We start from the raw sequence: 23,584 nt of genomic DNA on the forward strand, positions 1-23,584 counted from the left end.
CCGACTACATCGAAATCGACGGCGCCCCCCACGGCCTGCTCTGGACCCACGCCGAAGAAGTCAACAACGCCCTCCTCACCTTCCTCGCCAAGTAGTCACCGCCGATGCCACGGTGGTCCACTCCGCGATCCGGCGGTGCGGGCCACCCGGGCCCAGCGCCACGTCGTCCGGAGGCGGCGCGGACGGACGGGGGCACACCTGCCTGGTCTGTCGTCGACCACGTCGAATGACAGATGTCAAGGACGCCACTTGTGTCTAGGTTGGAACGGTCTCGCTGCCCGGGCCCCCGATCCGCCCGGTCGTGCGGGCCCGTGGGCGGCCCGCGGCCTCGGTGCCGGGCGGGAAGGCCATCGAACGAACCGGAGATGCGGCATGAAGCCGGACATCCACCTCTGCGACGCCGTGAGCGCGCCCCCGTTCCGCGACGGCGGCGCGGCACGCCACGGAGAGGACTGCACGTTCCCGCCGGCCGGCGGCGAGCGGCCCGCGCCGACCCGTGTGCCGGCTGTCCCCTGTCGACGGCGGGCCTCCGAGCCGAAGGCGGGAACGAGCCGATGACGACCACTTCTCCCCCGTACCGGGGTGCGTGGGCCGACACGGCTCCGCGTTCCTCGGGGTCGGGCAGCGCCCGGCCCGCCGAGCCGGTCGGCAGGGGCGGTGACCTCGACACCTGCCGGCGCGCCCTCGGCAGGGCCGCGCACGGCCGGGGTGTCGCGGTGGTGGTGCGGGGCGAGGCCGGAATGGGCAAGAGCACGCTTCTGGGGAGCGTCGCGGACCGGGCGGCCGGCAGCGGGTGGCGGGTCCTGCGTGTGTCGGGCCGCGACACGCGCGCCAGGGGCGCCTTCGGCGCGTTCGAACCCCTGGCCGATGAACTGCTCGCGCTGGCCGTCGGACTGCCGGACCTGCTGCGCACGGCTCTGCGGAGGGCGCTGGCGGGAGACGCGGCCCCGGACGCGCTGTCCACGTACGCGGCGCTGAGGCAGGTGCTGGCGTCCGCGGCACAGCGCGGTCCCGTCCTGCTGGTCGTCGACGACTGCCATCTGCTCGACACCGTCTCGGCCCGCGCCGTCACGTTCGTCACCAACCGTCTGCCGGGCACGGCCGTCGCCGTGCTGGCGGCCACGGCGGACGATGTCCGCGACCCCTTCGACGGGTGCGAGATCACGGAGGTCTCGCTGACCGGTCTGGACCAGCACCGGGCCGGGCGCCTGCTGACGGCGCGTCACCAGGGCCTCGCCGCGGTGGTGCGCGCCGCGGTGATCTCGGCCGCGCAAGGCAATCCGCTGGCGCTGCTCAGCCTTTCCGACGCGCTGACCCCGGCGCAGCGCGACGGCGGTACGCCCCTTCCCGACCCCCTGCCGGCGGGCCCGCTGCTGGACGGCAGGCTGGGCGGACTGTTCCGGTCGCTGCCGCTTCCCACCCGCGATCTCCTGGCCCTCCTCGCCCTGACCGAGGCGGGCATGAGCACGGTGGATCTCACGCACGCGGCGGAGCGGCTCGGCACGGGGCTGGACGCCCTCGACCCGGCGGAGAAGGCGGGGCTCGTCCGCGGTGACCGCACCGTGCGCTTCACGCGCCGCTTCTTCCGGGCTCTGGCGTACTCCACGGCGTCACCGGCCGCGCGACGGCGGGCCCACACCGCGTGGACGAACCTCGGCCTGGCACGGTGGGCGTCGGCGGGCGACGGAGCGCATGCCGCCCGGGGCAGCGACGGGGACGCGTCGGTCGACCGGTTCGCCCGGGCGGCGGCGGCCCGGGGCCAGTGGAGCGCCGCCCTGCGCGCGTGGCAGCGGGCCGCCGACGCCGGCTCGGACCCGGCGGGCCGTTCCCGCGGGTACGCGGCGGCGGCGACCATGGCCCTGCGCTGTGGCCGCCCAGGGCTGGCGATGGCGTTGAGTCGTCAGGCGCAAGGAACCCGGGAGCCGGCGCTGGCCCGCACCGTCAGCATGGTCCAGGCGAGCGCGGGGTTCGACACGGCCTTCGCCGCCGACACGAACCGGGCGTCCCTCTCCGCGGCCCTGACGCACGGCCAGGTGCTGGGGTGCGACGGGCGTGAGTGGGCCGCCTTCCAGTTGGCCCTGCTCGGCTCGCTGACCCACCGGCCCGGACCGGCACGCCAGGCGCTGGACTGGCTGGGCGCGCGGCCGGTGCCCAGCGCGGCGCTGCGCACGGCCGTACTCGCCCACCTGGACCCGGTGGGCCGGCTCCATGAGATCAGGTCGGGTCTGGCCGAGGCCACCGGTCCCCTGGCCGCGGGGGTCGCCCGCTCGAACGCGCGGGAACTGACCTGGCTGGCGGACGCGGCGTGGCGCATCGACGACCTCGCGCTCAGCGAACACCTGACGGCGACCGCCCTGCGGCGCGGCAGGCCCGAGGACCGTACCCATCTCTCCCATGCCTCCGCCCTCCGGGTCGCGCTGATGGTGGCGGCCGGGCGGTGGTCGGAGGTGCGCGCCGTGGTGCCGGCGCTGCTGCGGGAGGCCGAGCGCGAGGGCCTGACCCGGTACGGCGTCTCGCTCAAGGCCCAACTGCTCCTGGCCTGCGCCTTCCAGGGGCGCGCCGAGCAGGCGGGCGAACTGCTGGCGGACGTCCGCCGGTGGGCCCGCGCGTACGACTCCCCCCACCATGGCCAGATCGCGTCCTACGCCGCGTACCTGCTCGCCGAGTCCGGCGCCGCCACGGCCGGCGGCGGGAGCCACGCGCCGCTGCCGCCCGGTCCGGTGAGTGACGTGATGGCGCGCCATGCCTACGTGGACACCGTACGCGCCGCCCTGGCCCGCGGCCGGACGGCACTGGCCCGAGCCCAGGCCGCGCGTGCGTCGCTGCATGGTCTCGAAGGGTTCTCGGCGGACATGCGGCTCGCGGTCCGTCACGCCCGGGCGCTCCTGGCCGCCCACGACGGCCGGGACGACACGGGGGAGCTGTTCCGCGCCGCCGCCGAGGCGGCCACGGCCGCCTCCCGGCCCTTCGCGCGTGGCAGGCTCGCCCTGGACCACGGGATGTGGTTGAAGCGGCAGCGGGAGATGGCCGGGGCGCGCAGTCAACTGCGGTTCGCCCACGACCTGTTCACCCGGCTGGGAGCCGCGCCCTGGCAGGAGTCCGCGCGTGCCGAACTGCGGGCGGTGGGCGTGCGTCTCCCCGGTCCGGGCGCTATCGCGCAGCTGGACCCCGGGCGGCCCGCCCTGACCGCGCACGAACTGCGCATCGTCCGGATGGCCGCCCGAGGGCTGTCCAACCAGGAGATCGCGGACCAGCTGGCCATCTCGCCACGGACGGTGGCTTCCCATCTGTACAAGGTGTTTCCGCGGCTGGGCATCAGCTCCCGCCGGGAACTCGACCGCGCATTGCAGGAACTCGGTGATCACACATGACACGAAGTGCCGTCAAGGCACCGCTGCGGGAGCGTCCGGGTCCGGCCGGCCGGTTCCGTCTGACGTCCGTGCCGGACGCGCCGGCGATGAGGGCCCTGGGAGGGGGCGAGGACCGGGACGTCCTGCCGGTGACGCTCACCCTGACGGCGAGCGACGTGCTCACGGAGGAGGGCGCGCAGGCCTACCTCCGGGGGGCGTCGGGTGTGCGGGTGGTGCCCTGGGAGGACCGGCACGGTGCCGACGTCGCCCTGGTGCTGGCGCACAAGGTCTCCCTGGCGACGCTCACACGTGTCGAGGAGGTCGCGGGGGCGGCCCAGGGGCGGGGGGTGCCGGTGCTGCTGGTGGTGGACTCGATCAGCGAACGGCACCTGCTGTACGCGGTCGACCGCGGTGTGGTGGGTGTGCTGCTGCGCGGCGAGGTCGGTTACGCCGACATCGTGCGGGCGAGCCGCAGGGCCCTGCAAGGCGAGTCGCCGCTGCCGCCCACCCTGGTGCGCGCCCTGGTCGAGCGGCTGCGCTCGCTGCCGGGGCACCAGCCGGGCTCGTCCGACCTGTCCGCGCGGGAGGTGGACGTCCTGCGGCTGCTGGCCGAGGGGTTGAGCACCGCGGAGGTGGCCGGACGCCTCAACTACTCGGAACGCACGATCAAGAACGTGCTGCACGACGTCATCACCCGGCTGGGCCTGCGCAACCGGACGCAGGCGGTGGCCTACGCCATCCGCAACGGCGCGCTGTGAGAGCGGTGCCGGGGACCGATGGCCGTCACCGCCGAGCGCGGCGCGGCCCGTCGAAGCCGAGACATTTTCGTGTAGGCGCCGAGCGCAAGGCGATAACAAGCCAATGCCGCCTTGTGTACGCTGACAGCACACCTGGCCGGGACGACTGCTCGCCGGTGACGGGCTGTCATGTCCTCGCGCAGCCGCCCGGCAGCGGTGTGCGGGTGTGCGGCGGACCACGGGGTCGGCGGACCGTCCGGCGGACTCGGCGACGCCCCCGGTCAACGGACCCCGAAGCCAACTCCCCCACGGCAGGATCGCGCCGGACCACTGGCGCACTCCACTACCCGCGGAGGCGGCGCATGCAAGCACTCTCCTACGACCCACCAGGCCCCCGGTCCGGCCCTCCCGGTCCGGACGGGGAGGCGAACCCGCCCGGCGGCGCCGGCGGGACGGGCACGGACCAGGACACGCTCCGTCCGGCACCGGCGGCTCGCCCCGCGCTGCTCGGCCGAGAGGCCGAGACACGCGTGCTGAAACGTTTCCTCACCGGCGCCCGGACGTCGGGCGCCGCGCTGGTCGTACGCGGTGCCTCCGGCATCGGCAAGAGCGCGCTGCTGGAGGAGACCGCACGACTGGCGGGGACCGGATTCGCGCTGCTCGACGTCCGTGGCCTGCGGGCCGAGGCCGACCTCCCGGCCGCCGCCGTCACCCGGGTCCTGCTGCGGTGCGGGTCCGGCACGGACCGCCCCACCCCGCACGACGGAGCCGGCGGCTGGCTCCCGGCGCATGGAGCAGCCGACGTGCCGCGCGACGCGGGGGCGGTCCTGGCCCAGGCCCTCAACTCCGCCCGGGCCGCGGCGCGAAGACCCGTGCTCCTGGTCCTCGACGACGCCCACTTCTTCGACGCCGAGTCCCTGGACGCCTTGGGCCACGCGCTGCCCCGGCTGGCCGGGAGCCGGGTGAGCGTGCTGCTGTCCGTCGATCCGGCGGCCGGCGCAGCCGTCCTGCCCGGACTGCCGAGCCTTTCCCTGGGCCCGCTGGACCACCGGTCGAGCGCGCGGCTGCTGCACCGGCACGGCCCCGGCCTCTCACCCTCCCTGCACGAACGCATCCTGCGCGAGGCGTGCGGACACCCGGCCGCCGTCGTGAGCCTCGCCTGGAACCTCCAGGTCCGCGAGGTGACGGCGGCGGCCCTGCTTGCTCCCGCCCTGCCGCTGGGGAAGCGGTTGCAGGAGAAGGTGACCGCCCAGTTGGACGCGCTTTCCCCGGCCGCCCGTGACTTCCTGCTGCTGGCGGCCGAGGCGCACACCGGCCGTCTGCCGACCCTGCGTGCCGCCGCGCAGGTGGCGGGGGTGCCGGCACGGGGGCTCAAGGCGGCCGCAGACGCGGGCCTGGTGACCGTCGACGGGGACCGGCTGTGCCTCAGCGGCCCCCTGCTGCGCTCCGCACTGCACTGGAGCGCCTCGCTCGCGGAGCGACGGCGGATGAACCTCGCCCTGGCCGCCGTCCACACCGACGACGACTACCGGCACGCGCTGTACGTCGCGGCCGTGACCGCACAGCCGGACGAGGCCGTCGCGGCGGCGCTGGAGAAGGGAGCCGAGAGGGACCCCGCTCGTGCCGTCACCGTCCTGGAGGCCGCCGCCGAGCTGACGCCCGATCCCCGCCGCAGGACGCGGCGGCTGGTCCGGGCCGCGCAGGCGGCGCAGACCGGCGGCCGGCCGGGCGACGTGCAAAGGCTGGTGACTCTCGTCACCGACGCTCCCGTGGGTGCCTCGCTCGCGGCAGTCGTGGCGGCGTTGGAGGCCGGTGTCGCCTACCACAGCGATTCCGTGCCGGCCCACGCGCTGTCGCTCCTGCTGCGTTCGGCGACGGCGGAGAGCGCCGGGTGGCCGCCGCCGTTCCTGCCGCTGACCGGCGCCCTCGCTCCGGAGCTGTGCGAGCCGGACGTGCGCGGAGCCGTCGGTCCGCTGCTGGCGGAGCTCCTGCGGAAGAACCCGGCCCGCGCGGGCTGCCCCTTCCTCGTCTCCGCGCTGTGCTGGACGGACCGCGACAACCACTCCGCGACGGCCCGTGCCCTGCTGGCGGAGGCAGCGCGGGCGGTGCGGGAGGGAACGTTCCCCCGGGATCCCGCCCGGGACGCCGCACTCGTCATCGCCGCGTCCGCGCTGGACGAGCCGGTCGCCGCCGAGCAGTACGCCACGCGCGTCCTCGGGCCGCTGACCGCGCGCGGGCAGTTCGGGCTCGCCCTGATGGTGCTGACCCATCTGCAGACGGCCCGCGTCCACCTCGGCGACCGCGAGGGCCTCCTGGAGGACGCGCGGACCGGCCTGCGCTGGGCGCGTTCCGCGGGCAACGCCCACGCGGAGCTGGTGTTCGAGGCCGGAGTGGCGCACACGCGGGCCTGGACCGGGGACGAGGAGGGCCACCGTGAACTGACCGACCGCATCCTGGCCTTCGCGCTCCCCCGCCGACTGCACATGCTGGCCGCGCGGGCCCGGTGGGCTCGGGGGCTGCTGGCGCTCGCCCACGGCCGGCCGGAGGAAGCCTACGAGGAGCTGCGGATGCTGTCGGCCGCGGACGGTGACGCCCGTCATCCGGTCGTCGCGGCCTGGGCCCTGGGCGACCTGGTCGCGGCCGGCATCGCCACGGGGCACACGGAGGAGGTCCGCCATCAGGTGGACCTGGTGCGCGAGGCCAACCGGGCTGTCGGCTCGGCCCTCCTGCGACACCTGATCGGGCGCTCGGAAGCCCTCCTCGGCGAGGGTCCCCGCGCGGAACGGCACTTCTCGGCCACGCTCACCGAGCAGGACGACGCCCTGCGCTACGAGTCGGCACGCACGCATCTCGCCTTCGGTGAGTGGCTGCGCCGCCGGCACCGGGTGCTGGACGCGCGGCCCCGTCTTCAGCGGGCCCGGGAGCTGTTCGGCGCGCTCGGCGCGACCGCGTGGGAGCGGCGCGCGGCCTCCGAGCTGCTGGCCGCGGGCGAGGCGGTGGACACGTCCCGCCCCGCGTGGGCCGAGAGGTACGACCTGACGCCCCGCGAGGCCGAGGTGACCCGCCTCGCGGCCGCGGGGCTGTCGAACCAGCGGATCGGCTGGCAGCTGGGAATGAGCCATCGCACGGTCGCGAGCCATCTGTCACATGTCTTCGCCAAGACGGGTGTGAGCTCGCGCAAGCACCTGCCCGCGGCACTCCGTGACTGACGCGCGCGGGAGCACGTCACATCGCCACCTTGACAGGCAAGGTTCGATGAAGAAACCTTGGGTTCCGGAATGTGTACCCCCAGGCACCTGGGCGTCGCCGCTCCCCGAGCGGGCCGTGACCCGGTGCGGGGCCGGCGCGGAAGCGGGAAACACGTATGACCGACTGGCACAAGACAGCGTGCAGCCTCTGTTACGTCAACTGCGGTCTCGATGTCGCGATCGACGGGCGGGCGATCACCCGCGTACGCGGCGACAAGGAGAACCCGCGCACCCGGGGCTACCTCTGCCAGAAGGCGCAGCGGCTGACGTGGTACGGCGACCACCCGGACCGTCTCACCACGCCGCTGCGCCGCCGCCCCGACGGCGGCCACGAGCCCGTGGACTGGGACACCGCGCTGACCGAGATCGCCGGACGCCTGCGGGACATCAGGGACACCACCGAGCCGTCGGGTCCCGGCGCACTCGCCTACGTGGGCGGCGGGGGCCAGGGCAACCACTCCGGTGGCGCGTACGGGAACGCGCTGATGAGCTGGATGAACTCCACGCGGTTCTTCGGCGCCCTGTCACAGGAGAAGACCGGGGACTTCTGGGTCAACGGCAAACTGTTCGGCGGGCAGGTCTGCCACACGTCCGAGGGCGTCGAGGAGTGCGACCTGCTGGTGGCGATCGGCTGCAACCCGTGGCTGGCACACGGTTTCAACCGTGCCCGCACCGAGGTGAACGGCATCAAGAACGACCCCGGCCGGAAGATGATCGTCATCGATCCGCGCCGTACCGAGACGGCGGACATGGCCGACGTCCACCTGCCGTTGCGGCCCGGAACCGACGCCTACCTGCTGGGCGCGATCCTCGCCCTGGTCGTGCGGCGCGGGGGCGCGGACGAGGCGTTCCTGCGGGCACACACCGAGGGCTACGAAGAGGTCGCCGACGCCCTGCTGCGCATCCCCGTGGACGAGTGGATCGCCCACGCCGAGGTGGAGCGGCCGGAGGTGGAGCGGGCCGTGGAGCTGATCCTGGCCGCGCGGGCGATGACCGTCCGCGTCGAACTGGGTGTCCAGCAGGGGCGCAACTCCACGCTCAACAGCTACCTGGAGAAGCTGCTGTACCTGGTCACCGGGCACTTCGGCCGGCCGGGCACCAACGCCCTGCACTCCTGGCTGATCCCGTTGTGGAAGGAGTCCCGCGGGGAGCGCTCGCAGATCACCGGGTTCGAGTACATCGGCGGGTACCTGCCCATGAACACCCTGGCCGAAGAGGTCCTCGCCGACCATCCGCACCGGGCCCGTGCCGTCTGGGTGGACTCGTCCAACCCGGCCAACACCGCGGCGGACACGGCGTCCGTCGAGCGCGCGCTCACGGAATGCGAACTGTCGGTGGTCGTCGACATCGCCTACACGGAGACGGCGGCGCTGGCCGACTACGTGCTGCCCGCGGCCTCGCAGCACGAGAAGTGGGAGTGGACGTTCTTCGACTTCGAGTGGCCGACGAACTACTTCCAGCTCCGCCGGCCGCTGTTCGCCCCGCTGCCGGGCACCCTGGTGGAGGCCGAGATCTACACCCGGCTCCTGGAGAAGCTCGGCGCCCTGCCGGACCGGGCGGAGCTCGACCGGCTCACTGAGCTGGCCCGCACAGACCGCCCGAACCTGCTGCGGCACGCCGCCGCCACCCTGCGCGAGGCTCCGGGCATCGCCCCCGCGCTGCTGTACCGCACGCTCGGCCGCGCGCTGCCCGAGGGCGCTGCCTCCGCGGCGGTCCTGTGGCCCGGCTGCCACACGGCCGCGCGCCGGCTGGGGCCCGCCGTCCAGCGGGCGCTGGGCAGCGAGGCGTCCGGGACCGCGCTCGGCGAGGAGCTCTTCGACCGCGTCTTGCGGTCACCGAGTGGTCTCGCCTTCAGCGAGCACCGGTACGACGAGGTGTGGAGCCTGATGCGCAGCGAGCGCGTCACGCTCGCCGTGCCGGAACTGCTCGCCTGGCTCACCTCCCTGGACCCGGCCGCCGACCGCCGTGACCCCGACTTCCCGCTGTCCTTGGTCAACGGTCAGCGCCGCAGCCACAACGCCAACCAGATCCTGCGGCCGCCCGCGTGGCGCAGGACCGACCCGGACGGCGCCCTGCGCGCCCGCTCCGAGGACCTGTCCGCCGCCGGTGTCGCCCCGGGCGACTGGGTGGCCGTGGTGTCGAGGACCGGCCGCCTGGTCGCGCGGGCCGAGGCCGACGAGACGCTGCGGGCCGGGCAGGTGGCCCTGCCGCACGGTTTCGGGATGTCGGTCCCCGACGGCCGCGGTGGGCGTGTCACCCATGGCCCGCGGATCAACCTGCTCACCGACGCCGCCGACCGCGACCCGATCGCCGGCACACCGCACCACAAGGACATGCCGGTACGACTGGAGCGGCCGACGCCCGGGGAACGGGAGACCGCCCAGCGGGACAGCGACCGCGTGCACGCGCTGATGCGCACCTGACCGGCGGCGGCGACGGCGGCCCCGAGCATGGCACTGGTCCCAACTCCCGCGACTGGGAGGCGACTCCGGAAATACCGGCATACGCTGCACCTCATGGACCTGCGGGGCCGGAACGAGACGGACGGCGGCCCCGACGCGACGGCGTACCGGCGGGAGGAACTCGGCGAGGACGTCGTAGCACTGGCCGGGGCGCTCGGCGCTCGACCACATCTGGCCGGCCACTCCACGGGCGGCCGGATCGCCCGGGGCGCCGCGCTCGCCGCCCCTCGGCGTTCGCGTCCCTGACGCTGCTGTCCTCGGGCCCGCGCAGGTGGGCGAGGAGCGCGGGGCGCAGGTGAAGCCGCTCACCGGGGCGCTCACCACGCTGACGATGGAGCAGGTGGGGCAGGTCATGCGACACCTGCGTCCCGAGCAGGCCGCGTCGTCCGGCACCGAGGAGCGACGCGCGCGCTGGCTGCGCACCAGCCGCACCCCACTACCGGCCACCGGACGGAACCTGCTGGACGAACCCGACCGGACCGCGGAGCCGGCCGGGCTGAGCGGGCTCGCGGTGCACGTGCTGCACGGCGAGCAGGGACGACAGCTGGGCGCCGTCCCTGCTCGCCGACACGGCACGCCGGCTGGACGCCCGGCACACCGTCCTGGCGGACACCGGGCACTCGCCGCACGTGGAGCGCCCCCGGGCGACGGCGGGGCGATGGCGGGCTTCCGGGACGGCGTACCGGTCACGGCGCCACCGCGGTGCGCGAGGCGCTTCCCACTCCCCGGTGGCCCCGCCGCCGGTCAGGCGTCCGTGGGCGGCACGGTGTCGGGGCGCAGCCAGGGGGACGCGAAGTCCACGTCCTCGTGGCCCAGTCCGTGGGGCTCGTCGGTGTAGAACCGCAGCCGGACACCGTCGGGGTCGGGGACCACCAGGAGGTGGCCGACCAGGGCGACGATGACCGGTGAGTGCGGCACGCCGAGCGTGTCGAGGTGACGGATCCAGCCGTCGAGTTCCGCCCGGCCCTTCACCGTGAAGGTCAGCGGGTCGAAGCCGGCCAGCCGTCCGGCGGTCGCCGGGTCGAGACGCAGTTCCACGGGCACGTCCACACCGGGGACGTCGAGGATGACGGCGAACAACTCCCCGTCCTGGGTGACGTGGTCGAACTCCTCAAGGCGCCGCGCGCCCAGGACGGAGCCGTACCAGGCGATGCTCCGCTCCAGATCGGACACGGGAATCTTGATGTGGTGCAGGCCCCGTACCAAGGGTCGGGCTGACATACGGAACACACTCCTCGGATCTGCGTACGCCACTGCGACGGGCACCACCGAACATACTCCTCGTACATGTGGAACCGTTCGTGCAACCGAACTGTCCTCCCGTGCACATGTGCGCCGCCGGAGTCCCACACGCGAGGCGATCCGTAGCCGCCCGGTGGCATTCTTCGGGCATGGCAACCTCATTCCCCGAGATCGGTGATCGTCCCGACGATCTCGCCACCGCCGCCGAAGTGCGGCTGGACGACGGTCAGCTCGCCCGGGCCACCCGGTACGCGACCTGCGAGGAGGTCCGGGCGGGGGACGTCCTCTACCAGGTGGAGGACGATTCGGTCGACCTCTTCCTGTGCGGGACGGCGACGCTGGAGGCGATCATTCCGTCCTCGGAGGGCGGTGACGGGCACCTCTTCATGACACACGGCCCCGGCCAGTTCGCCGGCGAACTCAACCTGCTCACCGGGCAGCGGCGCGGGCTGACCGTACGCGTCGCGACCGGCGGCACGGTCCACCGGGTGCGGCCGGCGGCCTTCCGCCGGCTGATGGCCCAGGAGACCGAACTCTCCGACCTGCTCCTGCGTGCGATCCTCGCCCGGCGCCGGCTGCTGCGCCAGGCGACGGAGCAGACGCTGCGGATCGTCGGCGACTCCGGCTCGGCGGCGGGCCTGGCCATGCGTACCTTCCTGGACCGTCAGGGCGTGCCCCACCGGTGGCTGGACAGCGACTCCCCGCAGGGCGCGGACGCGCTGCGCTCGTCCGGTCTCACCGAGGAGGACCTGCCCGCGGCGCTGACCTCGCGCGAGGCGACGCCCCGTGTGACGCCAGGCGTGCTGAGCCAGCAGCTCAACCTCGCCTACCGCCGCACCGGACGCGGCTCGGCCGACCTCACCGTCGTGGGGGCCGGTCCGGCGGGGCTGGCGGCCGCGGTGTACGGCGCCTCCGAGGGCCTGGAGACGGTGCTGCTGGACGGGGTGGCCGTCGGCGGCCAGGCCGCCACGAGCGCGCGTATCGAGAACTACCTCGGTTTCCCCTTCGGGCTCAGCGGAGCCGATCTGACCGCGCGTGCCGCCGTGCAGGCGCTGAAATTCGGTGTGCACCTCGCCAGTCCGTGCGGTGTCGTCGGACTGAGCACCGAGGGCCCCGACCACGTCGTGACCCTGACGGACGGAACCCGCATCGAGACGCGGGCGGTGATCGTCGCCACCGGAGCGGAGTACCGGGCGCTCCCCCTCGACGGCTGGGCGGAACTGACCGGCTGCGGCATCTACTACGCGGCCACCGACCTGGAGGCCCAGGCGGTGGCCGGCCGGCCGGTCGCGGTGGTCGGCGGCGCCAACTCCGCGGGACAGGCCGCCCTGCACCTGGCCCGGTACGCCTCCGAGGTCACCCTGGTGGTACGGGGACCCGATCTCGGCGCTCGCATGTCCGCGTACCTCGTGGAACGCATCCTGAACGATCCGCGGATCACGGTGCTCACCGGCACCGAGGTGACGGCGCTGCACGGCAGGCCCCACCTGGACGGTGTGTCCCTGACCACCCGGGCCGAGGGCACCGGGGCACGCCGTATCGCATGCACGGGTCTGTTCTGCTTCATCGGGGCCCGGCCGGCCACGACATGGCTCAGTGGAGTGGTCCTGGACCCGGACGGGTTCGTGCCGACGGACCGGCAGTTGCCGGCGGGGGACCTCGGACCGCGCTGGAAGGAGCTGGGGCGTGAGCCGCTGCCGTACGAGACCAGCGTGCCCGGCGTGTTCGCGGCCGGTGACGTGCGTCTGGCCTCGATGAAGCGTGTCGCCGCCGCCGTCGGTGACGGCGCCAGCGCCGTCCGTTCGGTCCACCAGTACCTCGCGACGATCTGAGACGGAAAACGTTCACCACCAAGCGACTGCGCGACGGCGACATCGTCCACATCGGCGACGCGGAGCGCCTGGGGCTCGCGTACGGCACACCGGTCCTGACGCACGAGCGGGAAGTCCGCCTGACCCGCACCGCCACGCGGGACGGCTGCGCCCCGGCGTGGTAGCGCAGTGCGTGCAGCGCGTAGTGCCGCCGGGACTTGACCGTTCCGGCGGGTATGCCGAGTCGCGCGGTCTTGTGCACGGTGAAGCCGTACATACATGTGTGGACGAGCACCTCCCGGTGCTCGTCGCTCAGGTTCCGAGCAGGGCCTGGGCCTCCAGGGCGGCCGGCACGCGCCCGGCATGGTCGCGCTGCGGAACGTCGCCCATCTCGCCGGTGACGTTCTCATGGCGGACGAGCGCGCTGCGGGACGGTCGGTGATCAGGTCGCGGGTCACCTTGAGCCCGGTCCGTCGCGCAGCGCGTCGGTATGACGCCAAGCGCGGACGAAGGCTTCCTGCACGATGTCCTCGGCCAGGGTGTCGTCATGGTCGTCATTCCTGGATCGGGGGGAAGCCGGGCGTCCGGGGCCGGCCCCGGAAGGGGGGCACATCCGCCGGACCGACGGCGACATGGGCGCCTGTCCGGTCCCATCTCACCAGGCTTCCGACCACAGGCGTCCAAGACCGCTTCCCCATCACGCGATGCCGCGGCGGCATGGTGCCGGTCGGTGGTGGGGTGCGGCCGGCGAGCGGGTCCGCACCCCGCCACACGTGACGCGACGGGGCGTTCGCCTCCTTCTCAGCGGGACAGTGCGTAGGCGGTGCGGACCGCGGTGTCCTCCACTCCCGTCAGTCCGTCCGCATCGGTGAGGGCATCGGTTCCGAAGCTCTGCGGAACGTCGTCGTCGGCCGTGCCGCCGATGCCGTCGGGACCCGTGCTGAGGAACGTGCTGTCGTTGTCCATGAGCGTGGACGTCCCGTCGGTGGCCGTGTGCCAGTTGCCCAGGGCATGGCCGATCTCGTGCGAGACGAGGTTGGAGACCACCGTGCTGATGAACGTGATCCTGTCGCTGGTCGGCTTCATGTAGTGGTTCAGCGAGATGGTGTCGTCCGCCGGTCCGCTGAGCAGGTCCAGCAGCACGATCGACGTGTCCGAGGTGTCGAAGTCGCCGGGGTCGATGGAACTGGTCACGCCCAGCGTGGGCAGGTCCGTCTCCTCGATGGTCCCGCCGATGACGACGCGGTCGACGTTCTTCGCGGCGCCGGGGTCGGCGTCGTGCTCACTGCTGAGGACGCGGACACCGAACCGCTTGTTGATGCCGCCGGCCGCCAGATCGGTCTGGAGTCGCCGGCGCACGTCGGCGGTGATCGCGTCGGCCAGGGGCTTCTCCGCACTCGCCGGCAGTCCCCAGGCGTCGAGGAAGGCGCTCAGCGGGCTCGTCGTGCGCAGCCCGGGGGTCACCGGCAGCCCGGAGGACGCGAAGACGGAGGGATCGATGCGGGCGCCGTCGAAGTCCAGGAAGATCGTCTGCTCGTCACCGGTGCCTTCCAGACGGGGGCGCGTGGCGAGCAGCCTCAGCCGGTAGGGACCCCGGGTGTCGCCGGACACCGCGACGCAGTACCACCCGTCCTCGGCCGCCACGTCGTCGAGGGAGATCCTGCCCGAGGGCAGGGGGCTGGACGCGGGGTGATCGTGGGTCACGTCGCCGGTGGAGCCCTCGTCCTCGGTCCCGTCCGGCCCGTAGATCGCGACCTTGTCCGGGCTGCCGTCCACCGCCGCGCCGACGACGTCTCCGGCCCGCAGGTGGACGGCGTGGTACCGAGTGTGCGGGACGGCCGCGCTCAGGCTGAGCGTGTACACACCCTCGCTCGTGACGCCGTTTCCGCTGCCGGAGTCGGACGGGTCCTGCGGCCGTGTGCCCGAGCCTGCGACCATCAGGTAGTACGTGCCCGTCCCGGCGGCCTTGCTGATGAGGGTCGGGGCGAGGGTGCCGGCGGAGTCGTCCGCCCCGGCGAGGACCTGCCCGGAGGCGTCGTACAGGGTCAGCGCCGCGTCCACGGAGCCCTTGGTGATCTTGGCCGTGATCGTCTGTCCGGCACGCGCCCGCAGACGGTAGAAGTCGAAGTCGCCCGTCCCGTCGCCCTTGCCGCCGTGGGGCCCGTCGCCGACCGTGCCCGTCACGTGGATGCCGGACCGCCCGGTTCCGATGCCCGTGTCCGTGGCCTTGGCCAGGGACCCGTCGTCCTCCGCGCCGGCGGGCAGGCTGACAAAGCGGACGGTCGACGGCAGCGTGCCGGTGACATGGGCGGCACGCCCCCTCTTCCCGTCCGCGGGTGTCGTAGGGAGGACGGAGGCGTCCTGGCAACGGCGCGCGGTCTCCGTGCCGGGCGGGGCCGTCCCGAGCCGCCGCTGCTGCGGCTCGCCGGCCTGAAGGGTCGACGGCGGGTGGGCGGTGGGGTCGGCCGCGGCAGCGGGTGTGAGGGTGGCACCCACCATGACCACGCCGATCGCCGATGAAACGAGAGTCCTTCTCACATCTCTTCCTGATGTCGCGTGAGGGGGGAGGGGAAGCCCCGGGGGTGTGCAGGAGGCCGGTCGTGCGAGAGGCCGGCGTCGCGGATGAACCGACGCCCGGCCGCGACGCGGCGGGAGGCCGGGGCTTGAGATCCCCGGCCTCCCGATGCCGCGCTACGCCTCGAACACCTCGCGCAGCCTGGCCTCGTCCTGCTCGGACAGGTTGCTGTGGATCAACCGGGCGGTGCCGTGGGGCAGCGCCTCGTGCACGCGGTCCACGACCGCGTCGGAGGTGAGCAGGAACAGGGCGGACGTGCCCTGCTTGACCTCACCCCGGACGCTCTCGATGAAGTCGTCGTCGATGCCGACGTCGGCCAGCGAGCCGCCCAGCGCACCGCTGAGGGCGCCTACGGCGGCACCCAGCAACGGCACGAAGAAGATCAGGCCGAACAGCAGGCCCCAGAAGGTGCCCGACAGCGCGCCCGCCGCGGTGAGGTTGTACAGCTGCTTGGTCCTGGGCTGCTTGCGACCCTCCGGCCAGGTGACGACCGCCGCGTCGTGGACCTGGACGAGACCCTGCTTCCGAAGGGACAGCAGGGTCTCCTCGACCCGGTCGGCGCCGTCGGGGGTGGGGAACTTCCAGACGGTGAGAGTGGCCACGGGGGCTCCTTTCGAGGGGTGGGATCGCCGCGGATGACGACAGCGCCGAAGGCGTCGTGGCGATCACGCGGGAGAAGAGGCCGGCCGGTACGCGCCGGGGGCCGCGGCCCGGCACCGTGCCGTCGCGGTGTGCCGGCGATTCACAGAGAAGGGCATGTACACGGCCGGGAACGGTGGACAGCATGCCCAAGACGGCCGCAGCACAGATACGTGTGTCCGGGGCGGGGTGCCTGGACGTGTGCGGGACGGAGTCCGAGGCCTGTGTTCCGAAGGCGCCGGGCCGGTCAGCTCCGCAGCAGTTCGTCCGGTACGTCCGTGCCGAGGAAGTCGAGGAGGGCGGCGAGCTTCCGGTCGAGTTCGACGCCGACCTCGGTCACCTCCGGGATGCCGAGCCCGGCGAAGTGGGTGCTGGGCTGGTCCACGCTGAACCAGGCCGCTCCGGCCTCGTCCTGCCAGATCACGGTGCGCAGCGGCGCGTAGAGCATGGTCCGCGGGTCGTGGCGGTACATGCGCTCGGCGATGGTGTGGTTGCCCATCAGGTACCAGAAGCAGACCGCCTGGTGTCCGGCGCGGCGGAAGAGGGGGTGCGCCGCGTTCCTCTCGAAGATCATGAAGCCGTGCGGGGTCGCCGAGTCGATGAGCCCGGTGATCTCCGGCCAGGAGGCTTCCCGGCGGATCAGGGACTCCAACTCCTCCTCCGGCACCGGCGGCACGGCCACCTCGTAGCTCTGCCGGAAGTCGGACACGGACGGCACGGCCATGTCCAGACGCCGCACGGGGAACGTACTCATTTCGCCTCCTGGCTGGTGCGCGGTGCGATCGACTCGACCATAACGGCGCAAGCCGTCGACGCACGGCGCACACGTATTCAACGAGCGGTCCAGTGACCTGTTGCTGCCCCATCGGGCAACCGGCCCACACAAAATCCACAAGTGCCGCTCACCCTGGGGGCAGTCCACCGATGTCAACGACCGTCGTGCGGAGGGGATGGACATGTTCCTGCGGAGGTTCGTCCGGTCGGCCTACCGGTCCGCCTTGCTCGCACGTGCGACGGCGGACGCGGGGGCGATCTGCGCGGCACTGCCGACGGCCCTCGGCCCCGGGCGGCACCGCTTCGACCTGGTGGTCGAGTGGAGCGACGGCACCCTCGACCGTGCCGAGGGCGCCGTGGACGAAGGCTCCGCCGGCCGGCCCGGTGCCGCCGGTCCGGAGCCGGCCGGAGAGCTGGCGGAGGTGCGGGCCCTGCTCGTGTCGGCGTTGGCGGGCAGGGAGATCCGCTGTGCCGTTCTGGTGGCCAGGACCGTGGCGGCCGGTACCCGGGTGTGCGGCTGGAGCGTGCGGCACGGCTGGGTGGAGGCCCTGGACCCGCGCGTACTCGGTCTCGCGGTGATGCCCTGCCCCGGCGTGCCCGTGGTCGCGAGCACGGTGTCACGCGCCCCCGCCCTGGTCCGGGACCACCGGCGGCACGGCCGTCACGTGCCGCCGGCCTCGTCGAAGGCCTTGAGCGCGTCGCGCAGGGCGGCGCGGGAGGTGATGCCCAGCTTGGGGAACACCCGGTAGAGGTGGGCGCCGGCGGTGCGGGGCGAGATGTTGAGCTGCCGGCCGATCTCCTTGTTGGACAGGCCGCTCGCCGCGAGTTCCGCGATACGACGCTCCTGCGCGCTCATCTTCACGCCGGTCCTGGCGTCGGCGATCCCGACGCCCACGCCGGCCGCGCGGAGCTCGTCCCGCGCGCGCTGAGCCCAGAGCGGGGCCTTCAACTGCTGCTCGAACAGGTCCAGTGCCAGGCTCAACTGGACGCGCGCGGCCGTGTACTCCCGGCGCCGGCGGAGCCACTCGCCGTACCAGAGCCGGACCCGGGCGTGTTCGAAGGGCCACAGGGAGGCGTCCGGCACCGCGAGGGCCGCCTCGTACAGCGCACCCGCCTCCTCGTCGGGCGCGGCGACGGCGGCAGCCGCGGCGAGGATGAGCTCGTGGTGCGGCGAGATGGCGTCCAGACGCGCCTGCCGGCCCGCCTCGACGTGTGCGCGGGCCGCCTCGGTCCGGCCGGTGCGCATCGCCGACTCCACCAGGTCCAGGAACACGCGCGAGAAGTGCGGGAAGTGTGAGGGCAGTTCTCCCGGCGGGGTCAGCGTGGAGGTCAGCAGGTAGGCCTCCTCGAAGTCCCTGCGGCCGACCGCGGCGCGGGCCCAGGTCTCGTTCACCGTGGACATCAGCAGCTGCATGCGTCGCGGCTGGGCCCACGCGGTGATCGTGTCGCAGTGCCGGCGCAACGCTTCCTCGTCCCCGCGGCCGGACGCGACCATGGCCAGTCCGTACGTGAAGATGATGTGGATGAGGTGGTACTCGTGCTCGGTGGCGTCCGCGAAGCCCTGTGACGCGATCGCCTGGACCTTGTCCCACTCACCCCGCATGAACGCCTCGTGGGTCCTGGCCACCACGCCGAAGCGCAGGCTGTCGTACGCGCTGTGCCCGACGGCCTCCCGCCACACGCCGTCGTAGTACGTGAAGCAGTCGAGGTACATGGCCGTGTAGATCAGCCAGTTGACGCGCCACAGGGGCGTGTCGGGAGACAGCGCGGCCGTCGCCCTGTCCAGCCGCTCCCGCACGTCATGAGCGGTCCGCGCCGGATCGGCGACGCAGTCGAAGCACATGCGCGCGGGCTCGGAGATCTGGTCGAGCGCGCGGTACACGGGTGGCCACAGTTCCGCACGGCCTCCCCACACCGCCGCGTTGAGCAGGACGTAGAACGCGTCGTCGAACGCGTCCACGTCCGTCGGGACGGTGCTTGCGCGCGCCGCCTCCATGGCAGAGGGCAGGATGCGGTAGACCGCGTCGATGTCTCCCTCCCGGTGGAACTGCACGTAGCCGGCGGCCGCCGCGCCCCGCAGTGATTCCGTGGTCTGGCCGGCCAGTTCGTGAGCCGTGCCCAGGAGGCCGGCGATACCGGCGGCGAACGCGGCCTGCTCCAGACGGCGGACGCGTTCGGTGGGGTCCTGGCTGAGTTCGGCGGCACGGCGGTACGCCGTGGCGGCCTCCGCGGCGCCGCCACGGGCCATGGCCCGCTCCGCGGCGCGGGTGAGTTCGACGGCGACCGCCTCGTCGGGGTCGTCCGCCGCGTGGGCGAGGTGCAGGGCGCGCCGCTCCGGCTCCGTCTTCAGGACCTCGGCGAGGGCCCGGTGCGCGGCCCTGCGACGTCCGGCCGGGGACATGTGCACCACACAGGAGCGGACCAGGGGATGCCGGAAGGTGACCTGCTCCGCGACGTGGTCGACGCGGACCAGTCCGGTGCGCTCGCCCGTCTCCAGCAGGCCGTCGTCCCACTCCTCGCTCCCTGCGCCGAAGGCCGCCCGGATGTCCCCCAGATTGCCGGGGCGCTCTCCGTCCAGGGCCGTCAGCAGCAGGGCGAACCGTGTCACGGAGCCGAGCCGCCGGACGCGGTCGGCGAACACGCTCTCCAGCCGGCTGTTCAGCGGCAGGTTCGCCGGCAGGGCTTCGACACCGTCCCGCTGGGCGTCGGTGAGCTGGCTCGGCAGCTCCACCAGGGCGAGCGGGTTGCCTTCGGACTCGTCCAGCAGGCGCCGCCTGGTCGTCTCGGCCAGCCCCGGGTGACTGCTGTCGAGCAGCACCAGCGCGTCGGGGACGGGCAGCGGACCCACGTCGAGTACGCGCAGGCCCGTGGGGTCGAGGAAGCCGTGCGCTCCGCTGCGCGCGGCCATGACGAAGGCCGCGCGGCAACTGCTGAGCCTGCGGGTGATGAACGTCAGCACCTCGGCGCTGGAGCGGTCGATCCAGTGCACGTCGTCCACCACCACGCACAGTGGCCGCAGCTTGGACGCGGCCTGGAGGAGCGCCAGCGCCGCCGCCGAGATGGCGAAGCGTCCCGGCGCCGAGCCCTCGCGGATGGAGAGCGCCTGTTCCAGCACGGCGCTCTGGAAGGCCGGGAGCCCCGCGATGTGGTCGAACAGCGGATAGAGGAGCTGGTGCAGCGCGGAGAACGCGAGTTCCTGTTCGCTCTCGACCCCGACGACCTGGAGCACGCGCAGCCCGCCCGCCCGGGCCTGGGCGGTCGCGGCGTCCAGCAGCGCGGTCTTCCCCACCCCGGGGTCGCCCTGCAACAGCAGCGCCGCTCCTTCTCTCTCCGCCTCGACCAGCAGTGCTTCCAGGGCATGCAACTCGGACGTACGGCCCACCAACGACAACGTTCCTCCCACGCCGGAGGGCGGTTGCCCCTGTCGGCGCTCATATGGTGGCTGCCGGCGGGCCGGGGACGCATCTGTCGGTCGACTGGTATCGGCCGGGTTTCAGGGCGCTTCGGCCAGGAAGGCCAGCACGTCCCGCGCGACCTCCTCGTGGTGCTGGAACAGGAAGCCGTGGCCGGAGTCGGGATACGTTCTCACCCGTGCGTCGGGCAGCAGGCCCGCGAGCAGACGGGACGCGCCGGGCGGGATGACGAGGTCGTTGTCCCCGTGCACCACGAGCGCGGGTTGCCTGATCGCGGAGAGCCTTCGCAGAGCGCCGTGTTCCGGGACGCCCCACTCGGTCATCGCCTGGTACTGCGCCTGCCTGGCCGCTCGGCCGGCCGGCAGGTCCCGGTCGTGCTCCCGCTCGATGTACCTGCCCAGGAACTCCAGCCCGCTGCGCTGACTGGACTCGGTGTGGTTGAAGAAGGCATACAGGTAGTCCTCCAGGCTCGGCTGGTCGACGTCCGCGCGGGCGAAGACGTCGTCCGGCCGGCCGAGGACGCCCGGGCCGCCGCGCGGGGCGGTGGCCGCCAGCACCAGGCGGCGGACGGCGGCGGGGCGCAGCAGGGCCAGTTCCTGGGCCGTGTAACCCCCCATCGAGAATCCCAGCAGGTCCGCCTGCCGTACCCCGATGGCGGTCATGAAGGCCAGGGTGTCCTCGGCCGTCTCCGCGATGGTGCGGGGAGTGCGGCCGGTGCTCAGGCCGACCCCGGCGTTGTCGAAGGCGATCACGTCGCGTTCCGTCGCCAGGGCGTTGACCAGTGCCGGGTCCCAGCTGTCCAGGGTGCCGCGGAAGTGGTGGAGCATGAGCAAAGGCGGCTGTGAGCCGGAGGGGCCGCAGCGCCGATAGGCGTATCTGACGCCGTTGGCGGCGTCGACGACGTGGTTCGGTGCGTCGATGTACATGTCGGGTCCTTCGCCGGGGTCCTGCTTCCCGCTCGGATGGGAGCAACGCATGCCGTCGAGTGTGACCACGGGCCGGGTCCGGGGCATCGGGCATTTGACCATGCGGGAAGGCGTGACCGGAACGAGATCCCGGGTTCAGACGGGCGGCAGCAGGCTCTCGGTGAGGGTGGCCCAGTCCAGGAGCGCGCCCTCGCTGCCGGAGGGGACCATGGCATAGGTGTCTTCCAGCCATCGGCGCAGCGCGGTCAGGTCGGCCGCGAACGTCGCGTGCCCGTGCGGGCTCTCCAGCCTCAGGTGGAGCGACGGCCGCCCGCCCGGCCCCGTGGAGGGCCACACCTTGCAGTCGCCCTCGCCGCTGGGCCGGTCGGTGCCGGCGCTCAGCAGGTCCCGGCCGACCACCCAGGTCACGCGGGTCTCCGCGGTCACGAGGAGGTCCATGCGCACCGCGAACGGGTCGTCGACGCTGTAGCTGAACCGGCAGTCGATGCCGGCGTGTCCCGGGGGCACCGGCCGGAACTGGAGGGTGGTGAGGAGTTCGAGGGTGCCCAGGGGGTTGCCGTGGGCGCGATCGGAAGGGTGCGCGTGCTCGGTCATCTGGTCAGCGTCCTCTCTGTCGGTCTCGGGTCCTGTTCGACGGCGGCGGCTCCGGGGGCACGCGTCGAGGTGCCGCGCGGGCCGCGCGTGTCCTGATGGCCCGCCGTTCCTGCTCGCTGAGGCCGCCCCATACGCCCGCCTCCTCGTGGTGGTCGAGGGCCCAGGCCCGGCACGTGCGGACGACCGGGCATCGCCGGCAGACGGCCTTGGCCTCCTCGATCTGCCCGAGCGCCGGTCCTGCCTCGCCGACCGGGAAGAACAGCTCCGGGTCCTCGAACCGGCACATCGCGTACCGCTGCCAGGCCGCAGAGGTTCCCCCGGACCGCGCCCACCGGTCCGGAGCCGGAAGGGCACGCCGGCTCCCGGGGCCGGGCGGACCCCACGACGGGAGTGCCGTGGGGGCGGGCCACGACCGTGCCCCGTCGAACGCGTCCATCGCCACCTCCGCGACGAGCCTGTGTTCCCACCAGCCTTTCGGACCGGCGCGTGGCGGGCATCCGTCGTGTGACTGACCGCTTGGCGCACAGCGGTGCCCTGGCGTTGCGCCGGGTGCCGGCACCGGTGCCCGGAAGGCGGGACGTGCGGGCGTCCCGTGACCCGGACGTCGGCGTGCCGCTCTCTCGGAAGGCACAGTCAGTCGACTGATGGATCGCGGGGTGAGGGCTCCTAGCCTGAACGAGGCCGCGGCCACTGACCGTTCGACGGCCGCCCGTGCGCGTATCCGTGTCCCAAGTGGTTCCGTACACAACAGACCGAGGCAGGTCGGAAGTGACAGACTCCTCTCCCGTCACCCTGGCGGATCTCCAGGTGACGCGTTCCGAGCCCGACATCGACCTACGACTGCTGCGGGCGTTCCTGGCCGTCGCCGGGGAAGGTCACTTCGGTCGTGCCGCGGACCGTCTCATGGTCGCGCAGTCGGCTTTGAGCAGGCAGGTGCAGCAACTCGAACGCCTGCTGGGGGCGACCCTGTTCACCCGTACGTCCCGGGGCGCCCGGCTGACCGGTGTGGGACGGCTCGTGCTGCCGCACGCCGAACGGGCCGTCGCCCAGAACCGCCGCCTCGTCCGCATGGCGAGATCGGCGGCAGGTCGGTACGGAGCGCGCACGTTGACGATCTCCGCTCCCCTGCCCAGTCCTCCCGGCGGCCTGCTGGCCGAGGCGGTGCGTCATTTCCGTGCCACGCACCCGGACGTGCAGGTCGCGGTCGTGGGACTGGACGACGGAGATGTCGCCGCCGCACTGCGGGACGGCCGCATCGACGCGGCTCTCACCTGGGGCGGGGACCCGTACGCCGATCACGGGCAGGTACTGCTCGAAGAGGGCGCCAGCGCACTCGTGAGCCGGCACCACGCCTGGGCCGGGGCGACGGAGATGCCCCTGGCCGTGCTGACCGAGGACCCGTTCCTCTTCCCGGTGCGAGAACGCGGGCACTGCTGGGACTCGCTGAACGAGCTGGCCGCCGCCGCACAGGTTCGGCTGACTCCCGTGCCCACGGCCCCCTCCGCCGTTTTGGACCTGGTGGCGGCGGGCCTGGGGGTGTCCGTCGTACCGGCGTCCTTCGGCTTCGCCGGCTACACGGACGTGGCCTTCGTGCCGCTGCCCGGTCTGCACCACCGGATGAGCGTCGTGCGGCACGGCGGCGACGGCTCCGCCGTCGCCGAGGCCTTCGTGGCGTCCTGCCGGTCCGCGGCCGCCGGGCTGAGCGCCGCGCACCCCGGGATCTGGAGACAACCCGCAGTGTTCCGGCCACGGTGACGGGAGCCCGGGTTTGCGCCGACGCGGGACATCGCGGATCGTGTCCACGGCAGGGCGG

17 protein-coding genes and 3 pseudogenes are annotated in these 23,584 nt (G+C 73.3%); 9 read left to right on the forward strand and 11 right to left on the reverse strand.

Features of this window, described 5'->3' with window-relative positions:
- From AB0946_RS39510 to AB0946_RS39535, 6 genes and pseudogenes are all read left to right on the forward strand, one after another.
- Window positions 1-95: pseudogene (locus AB0946_RS39510) on the forward strand (alpha/beta hydrolase); the annotation flags it as partial.
- Window positions 96-554: 459 nt separating this feature from the next.
- Window positions 555-3,371, forward strand: coding sequence for an AAA family ATPase (locus AB0946_RS39515; RefSeq protein ID WP_366765568.1), 2,817 nt, complete (start codon window positions 555-557; stop codon window positions 3,369-3,371).
- On the forward strand, window positions 3,368-4,108 hold the full coding sequence (locus AB0946_RS39520) for a response regulator transcription factor (RefSeq protein ID WP_014669439.1): 741 nt from the start codon (window positions 3,368-3,370) through the stop codon (window positions 4,106-4,108). The genes AB0946_RS39515 and AB0946_RS39520 overlap by 4 nt, the downstream gene beginning before the upstream one ends.
- A gap of 341 nt (window positions 4,109-4,449) precedes the next feature.
- Window positions 4,450-7,296 (forward strand): AAA family ATPase, encoded by a 2,847-nt coding sequence (locus tag AB0946_RS39525; RefSeq protein ID WP_366765570.1) that lies wholly within the window; start codon window positions 4,450-4,452, stop codon window positions 7,294-7,296.
- A 155-nt stretch (window positions 7,297-7,451) separates the two neighbouring features.
- Window positions 7,452-9,758, forward strand: a complete 2,307-nt coding sequence (locus AB0946_RS39530; protein ID WP_366765571.1) for a molybdopterin-dependent oxidoreductase — start codon at window positions 7,452-7,454, stop codon at window positions 9,756-9,758.
- Window positions 9,759-9,785: 27 nt separating this feature from the next.
- Complete coding sequence (locus AB0946_RS39535) at window positions 9,786-10,043, forward strand: alpha/beta fold hydrolase (protein WP_366765572.1); 258 nt, start codon at window positions 9,786-9,788, stop codon at window positions 10,041-10,043.
- Window positions 10,044-10,233: 190 nt separating this feature from the next.
- Here the strand turns inward: AB0946_RS39535 and AB0946_RS39540 are convergent, their stop codons facing one another.
- A complete protein-coding gene (locus AB0946_RS39540; protein WP_366765573.1) occupies window positions 10,234-10,410 on the reverse strand; it encodes a hypothetical protein in 177 nt (58 codons plus the stop codon).
- A gap of 131 nt (window positions 10,411-10,541) precedes the next feature.
- Complete coding sequence (locus AB0946_RS39545) at window positions 10,542-11,018, reverse strand: VOC family protein (RefSeq protein ID WP_366765574.1); 477 nt, start codon at window positions 11,016-11,018, stop codon at window positions 10,542-10,544.
- Between the two features lie 170 nt (window positions 11,019-11,188).
- Here AB0946_RS39545 and AB0946_RS39550 point away from each other — a divergent pair, with 170 nt between their 5' ends.
- Window positions 11,189-12,871, forward strand: coding sequence for an FAD-dependent oxidoreductase (locus AB0946_RS39550; protein WP_366765575.1), 1,683 nt, complete (start codon window positions 11,189-11,191; stop codon window positions 12,869-12,871).
- 175 nt (window positions 12,872-13,046) lie between these two features.
- On the opposite strand, the pseudogene AB0946_RS39555 reads toward AB0946_RS39550, so the two are convergent.
- The 5 genes and pseudogenes from AB0946_RS39555 to AB0946_RS39575 all read right to left on the reverse strand — a co-directional run.
- A pseudogene (locus AB0946_RS39555) lies at window positions 13,047-13,166 on the reverse strand (hypothetical protein); the annotation flags it as partial.
- Window positions 13,167-13,304: 138 nt separating this feature from the next.
- Window positions 13,305-13,484: a sigma factor gene (locus tag AB0946_RS39560; protein ID WP_366765576.1), complete on the reverse strand. Its 180-nt coding sequence runs from the start codon at window positions 13,482-13,484 to the stop codon at window positions 13,305-13,307.
- A 167-nt stretch (window positions 13,485-13,651) separates the two neighbouring features.
- A complete protein-coding gene (locus AB0946_RS39565; protein WP_366765578.1) occupies window positions 13,652-15,388 on the reverse strand; it encodes a PPC domain-containing protein in 1,737 nt (578 codons plus the stop codon).
- 153 nt (window positions 15,389-15,541) lie between these two features.
- Window positions 15,542-16,027, reverse strand: coding sequence for a DUF1269 domain-containing protein (locus AB0946_RS39570; protein WP_058085420.1), 486 nt, complete (start codon window positions 16,025-16,027; stop codon window positions 15,542-15,544).
- A gap of 284 nt (window positions 16,028-16,311) precedes the next feature.
- Window positions 16,312-16,818 (reverse strand): DUF302 domain-containing protein, encoded by a 507-nt coding sequence (locus AB0946_RS39575; RefSeq protein ID WP_366765579.1) that lies wholly within the window; start codon window positions 16,816-16,818, stop codon window positions 16,312-16,314.
- A 202-nt stretch (window positions 16,819-17,020) separates the two neighbouring features.
- Between AB0946_RS39575 and AB0946_RS39580 the strand changes: the two genes are divergently transcribed.
- Complete coding sequence (locus AB0946_RS39580) at window positions 17,021-17,587, forward strand: hypothetical protein (RefSeq protein WP_366765580.1); 567 nt, start codon at window positions 17,021-17,023, stop codon at window positions 17,585-17,587.
- On the opposite strand, the gene AB0946_RS39585 is transcribed toward AB0946_RS39580, so the two are convergent.
- From AB0946_RS39585 to AB0946_RS39600, 4 genes and pseudogenes are all read right to left on the reverse strand, one after another.
- Window positions 17,500-20,220: an AAA family ATPase gene (locus AB0946_RS39585; protein WP_366765581.1), complete on the reverse strand. Its 2,721-nt coding sequence runs from the start codon at window positions 20,218-20,220 to the stop codon at window positions 17,500-17,502. The genes AB0946_RS39580 and AB0946_RS39585 overlap by 88 nt on opposite strands.
- Window positions 20,221-20,331: 111 nt before the next feature.
- Window positions 20,332-21,177: an alpha/beta hydrolase gene (locus AB0946_RS39590; RefSeq protein ID WP_366765582.1), complete on the reverse strand. Its 846-nt coding sequence runs from the start codon at window positions 21,175-21,177 to the stop codon at window positions 20,332-20,334.
- A gap of 135 nt (window positions 21,178-21,312) precedes the next feature.
- Window positions 21,313-21,771 carry an SsgA family sporulation/cell division regulator gene (locus AB0946_RS39595; protein ID WP_366765583.1) on the reverse strand — a complete coding sequence of 153 codons (459 nt, stop codon included), beginning with the start codon at window positions 21,769-21,771 and terminating at the stop codon, window positions 21,313-21,315.
- A gap of 4 nt (window positions 21,772-21,775) precedes the next feature.
- Window positions 21,776-22,072: pseudogene (locus AB0946_RS39600) on the reverse strand (WhiB family transcriptional regulator); the annotation flags it as partial.
- 467 nt (window positions 22,073-22,539) lie between these two features.
- Between AB0946_RS39600 and AB0946_RS39605 the strand changes: the two are divergent.
- Window positions 22,540-23,526 carry a LysR family transcriptional regulator gene (locus AB0946_RS39605; RefSeq protein WP_366765584.1) on the forward strand — a complete coding sequence of 329 codons (987 nt, stop codon included), beginning with the start codon at window positions 22,540-22,542 and terminating at the stop codon, window positions 23,524-23,526.
- Window positions 23,527-23,584 lie beyond the last annotated feature (58 nt).

Origin of the sequence: Streptomyces sp. NPDC046870, from assembly GCF_040704595.1 — a bacterium.
Lineage (GTDB): Bacteria > Actinomycetota > Actinomycetes > Streptomycetales > Streptomycetaceae > Streptomyces > Streptomyces argyrophylli.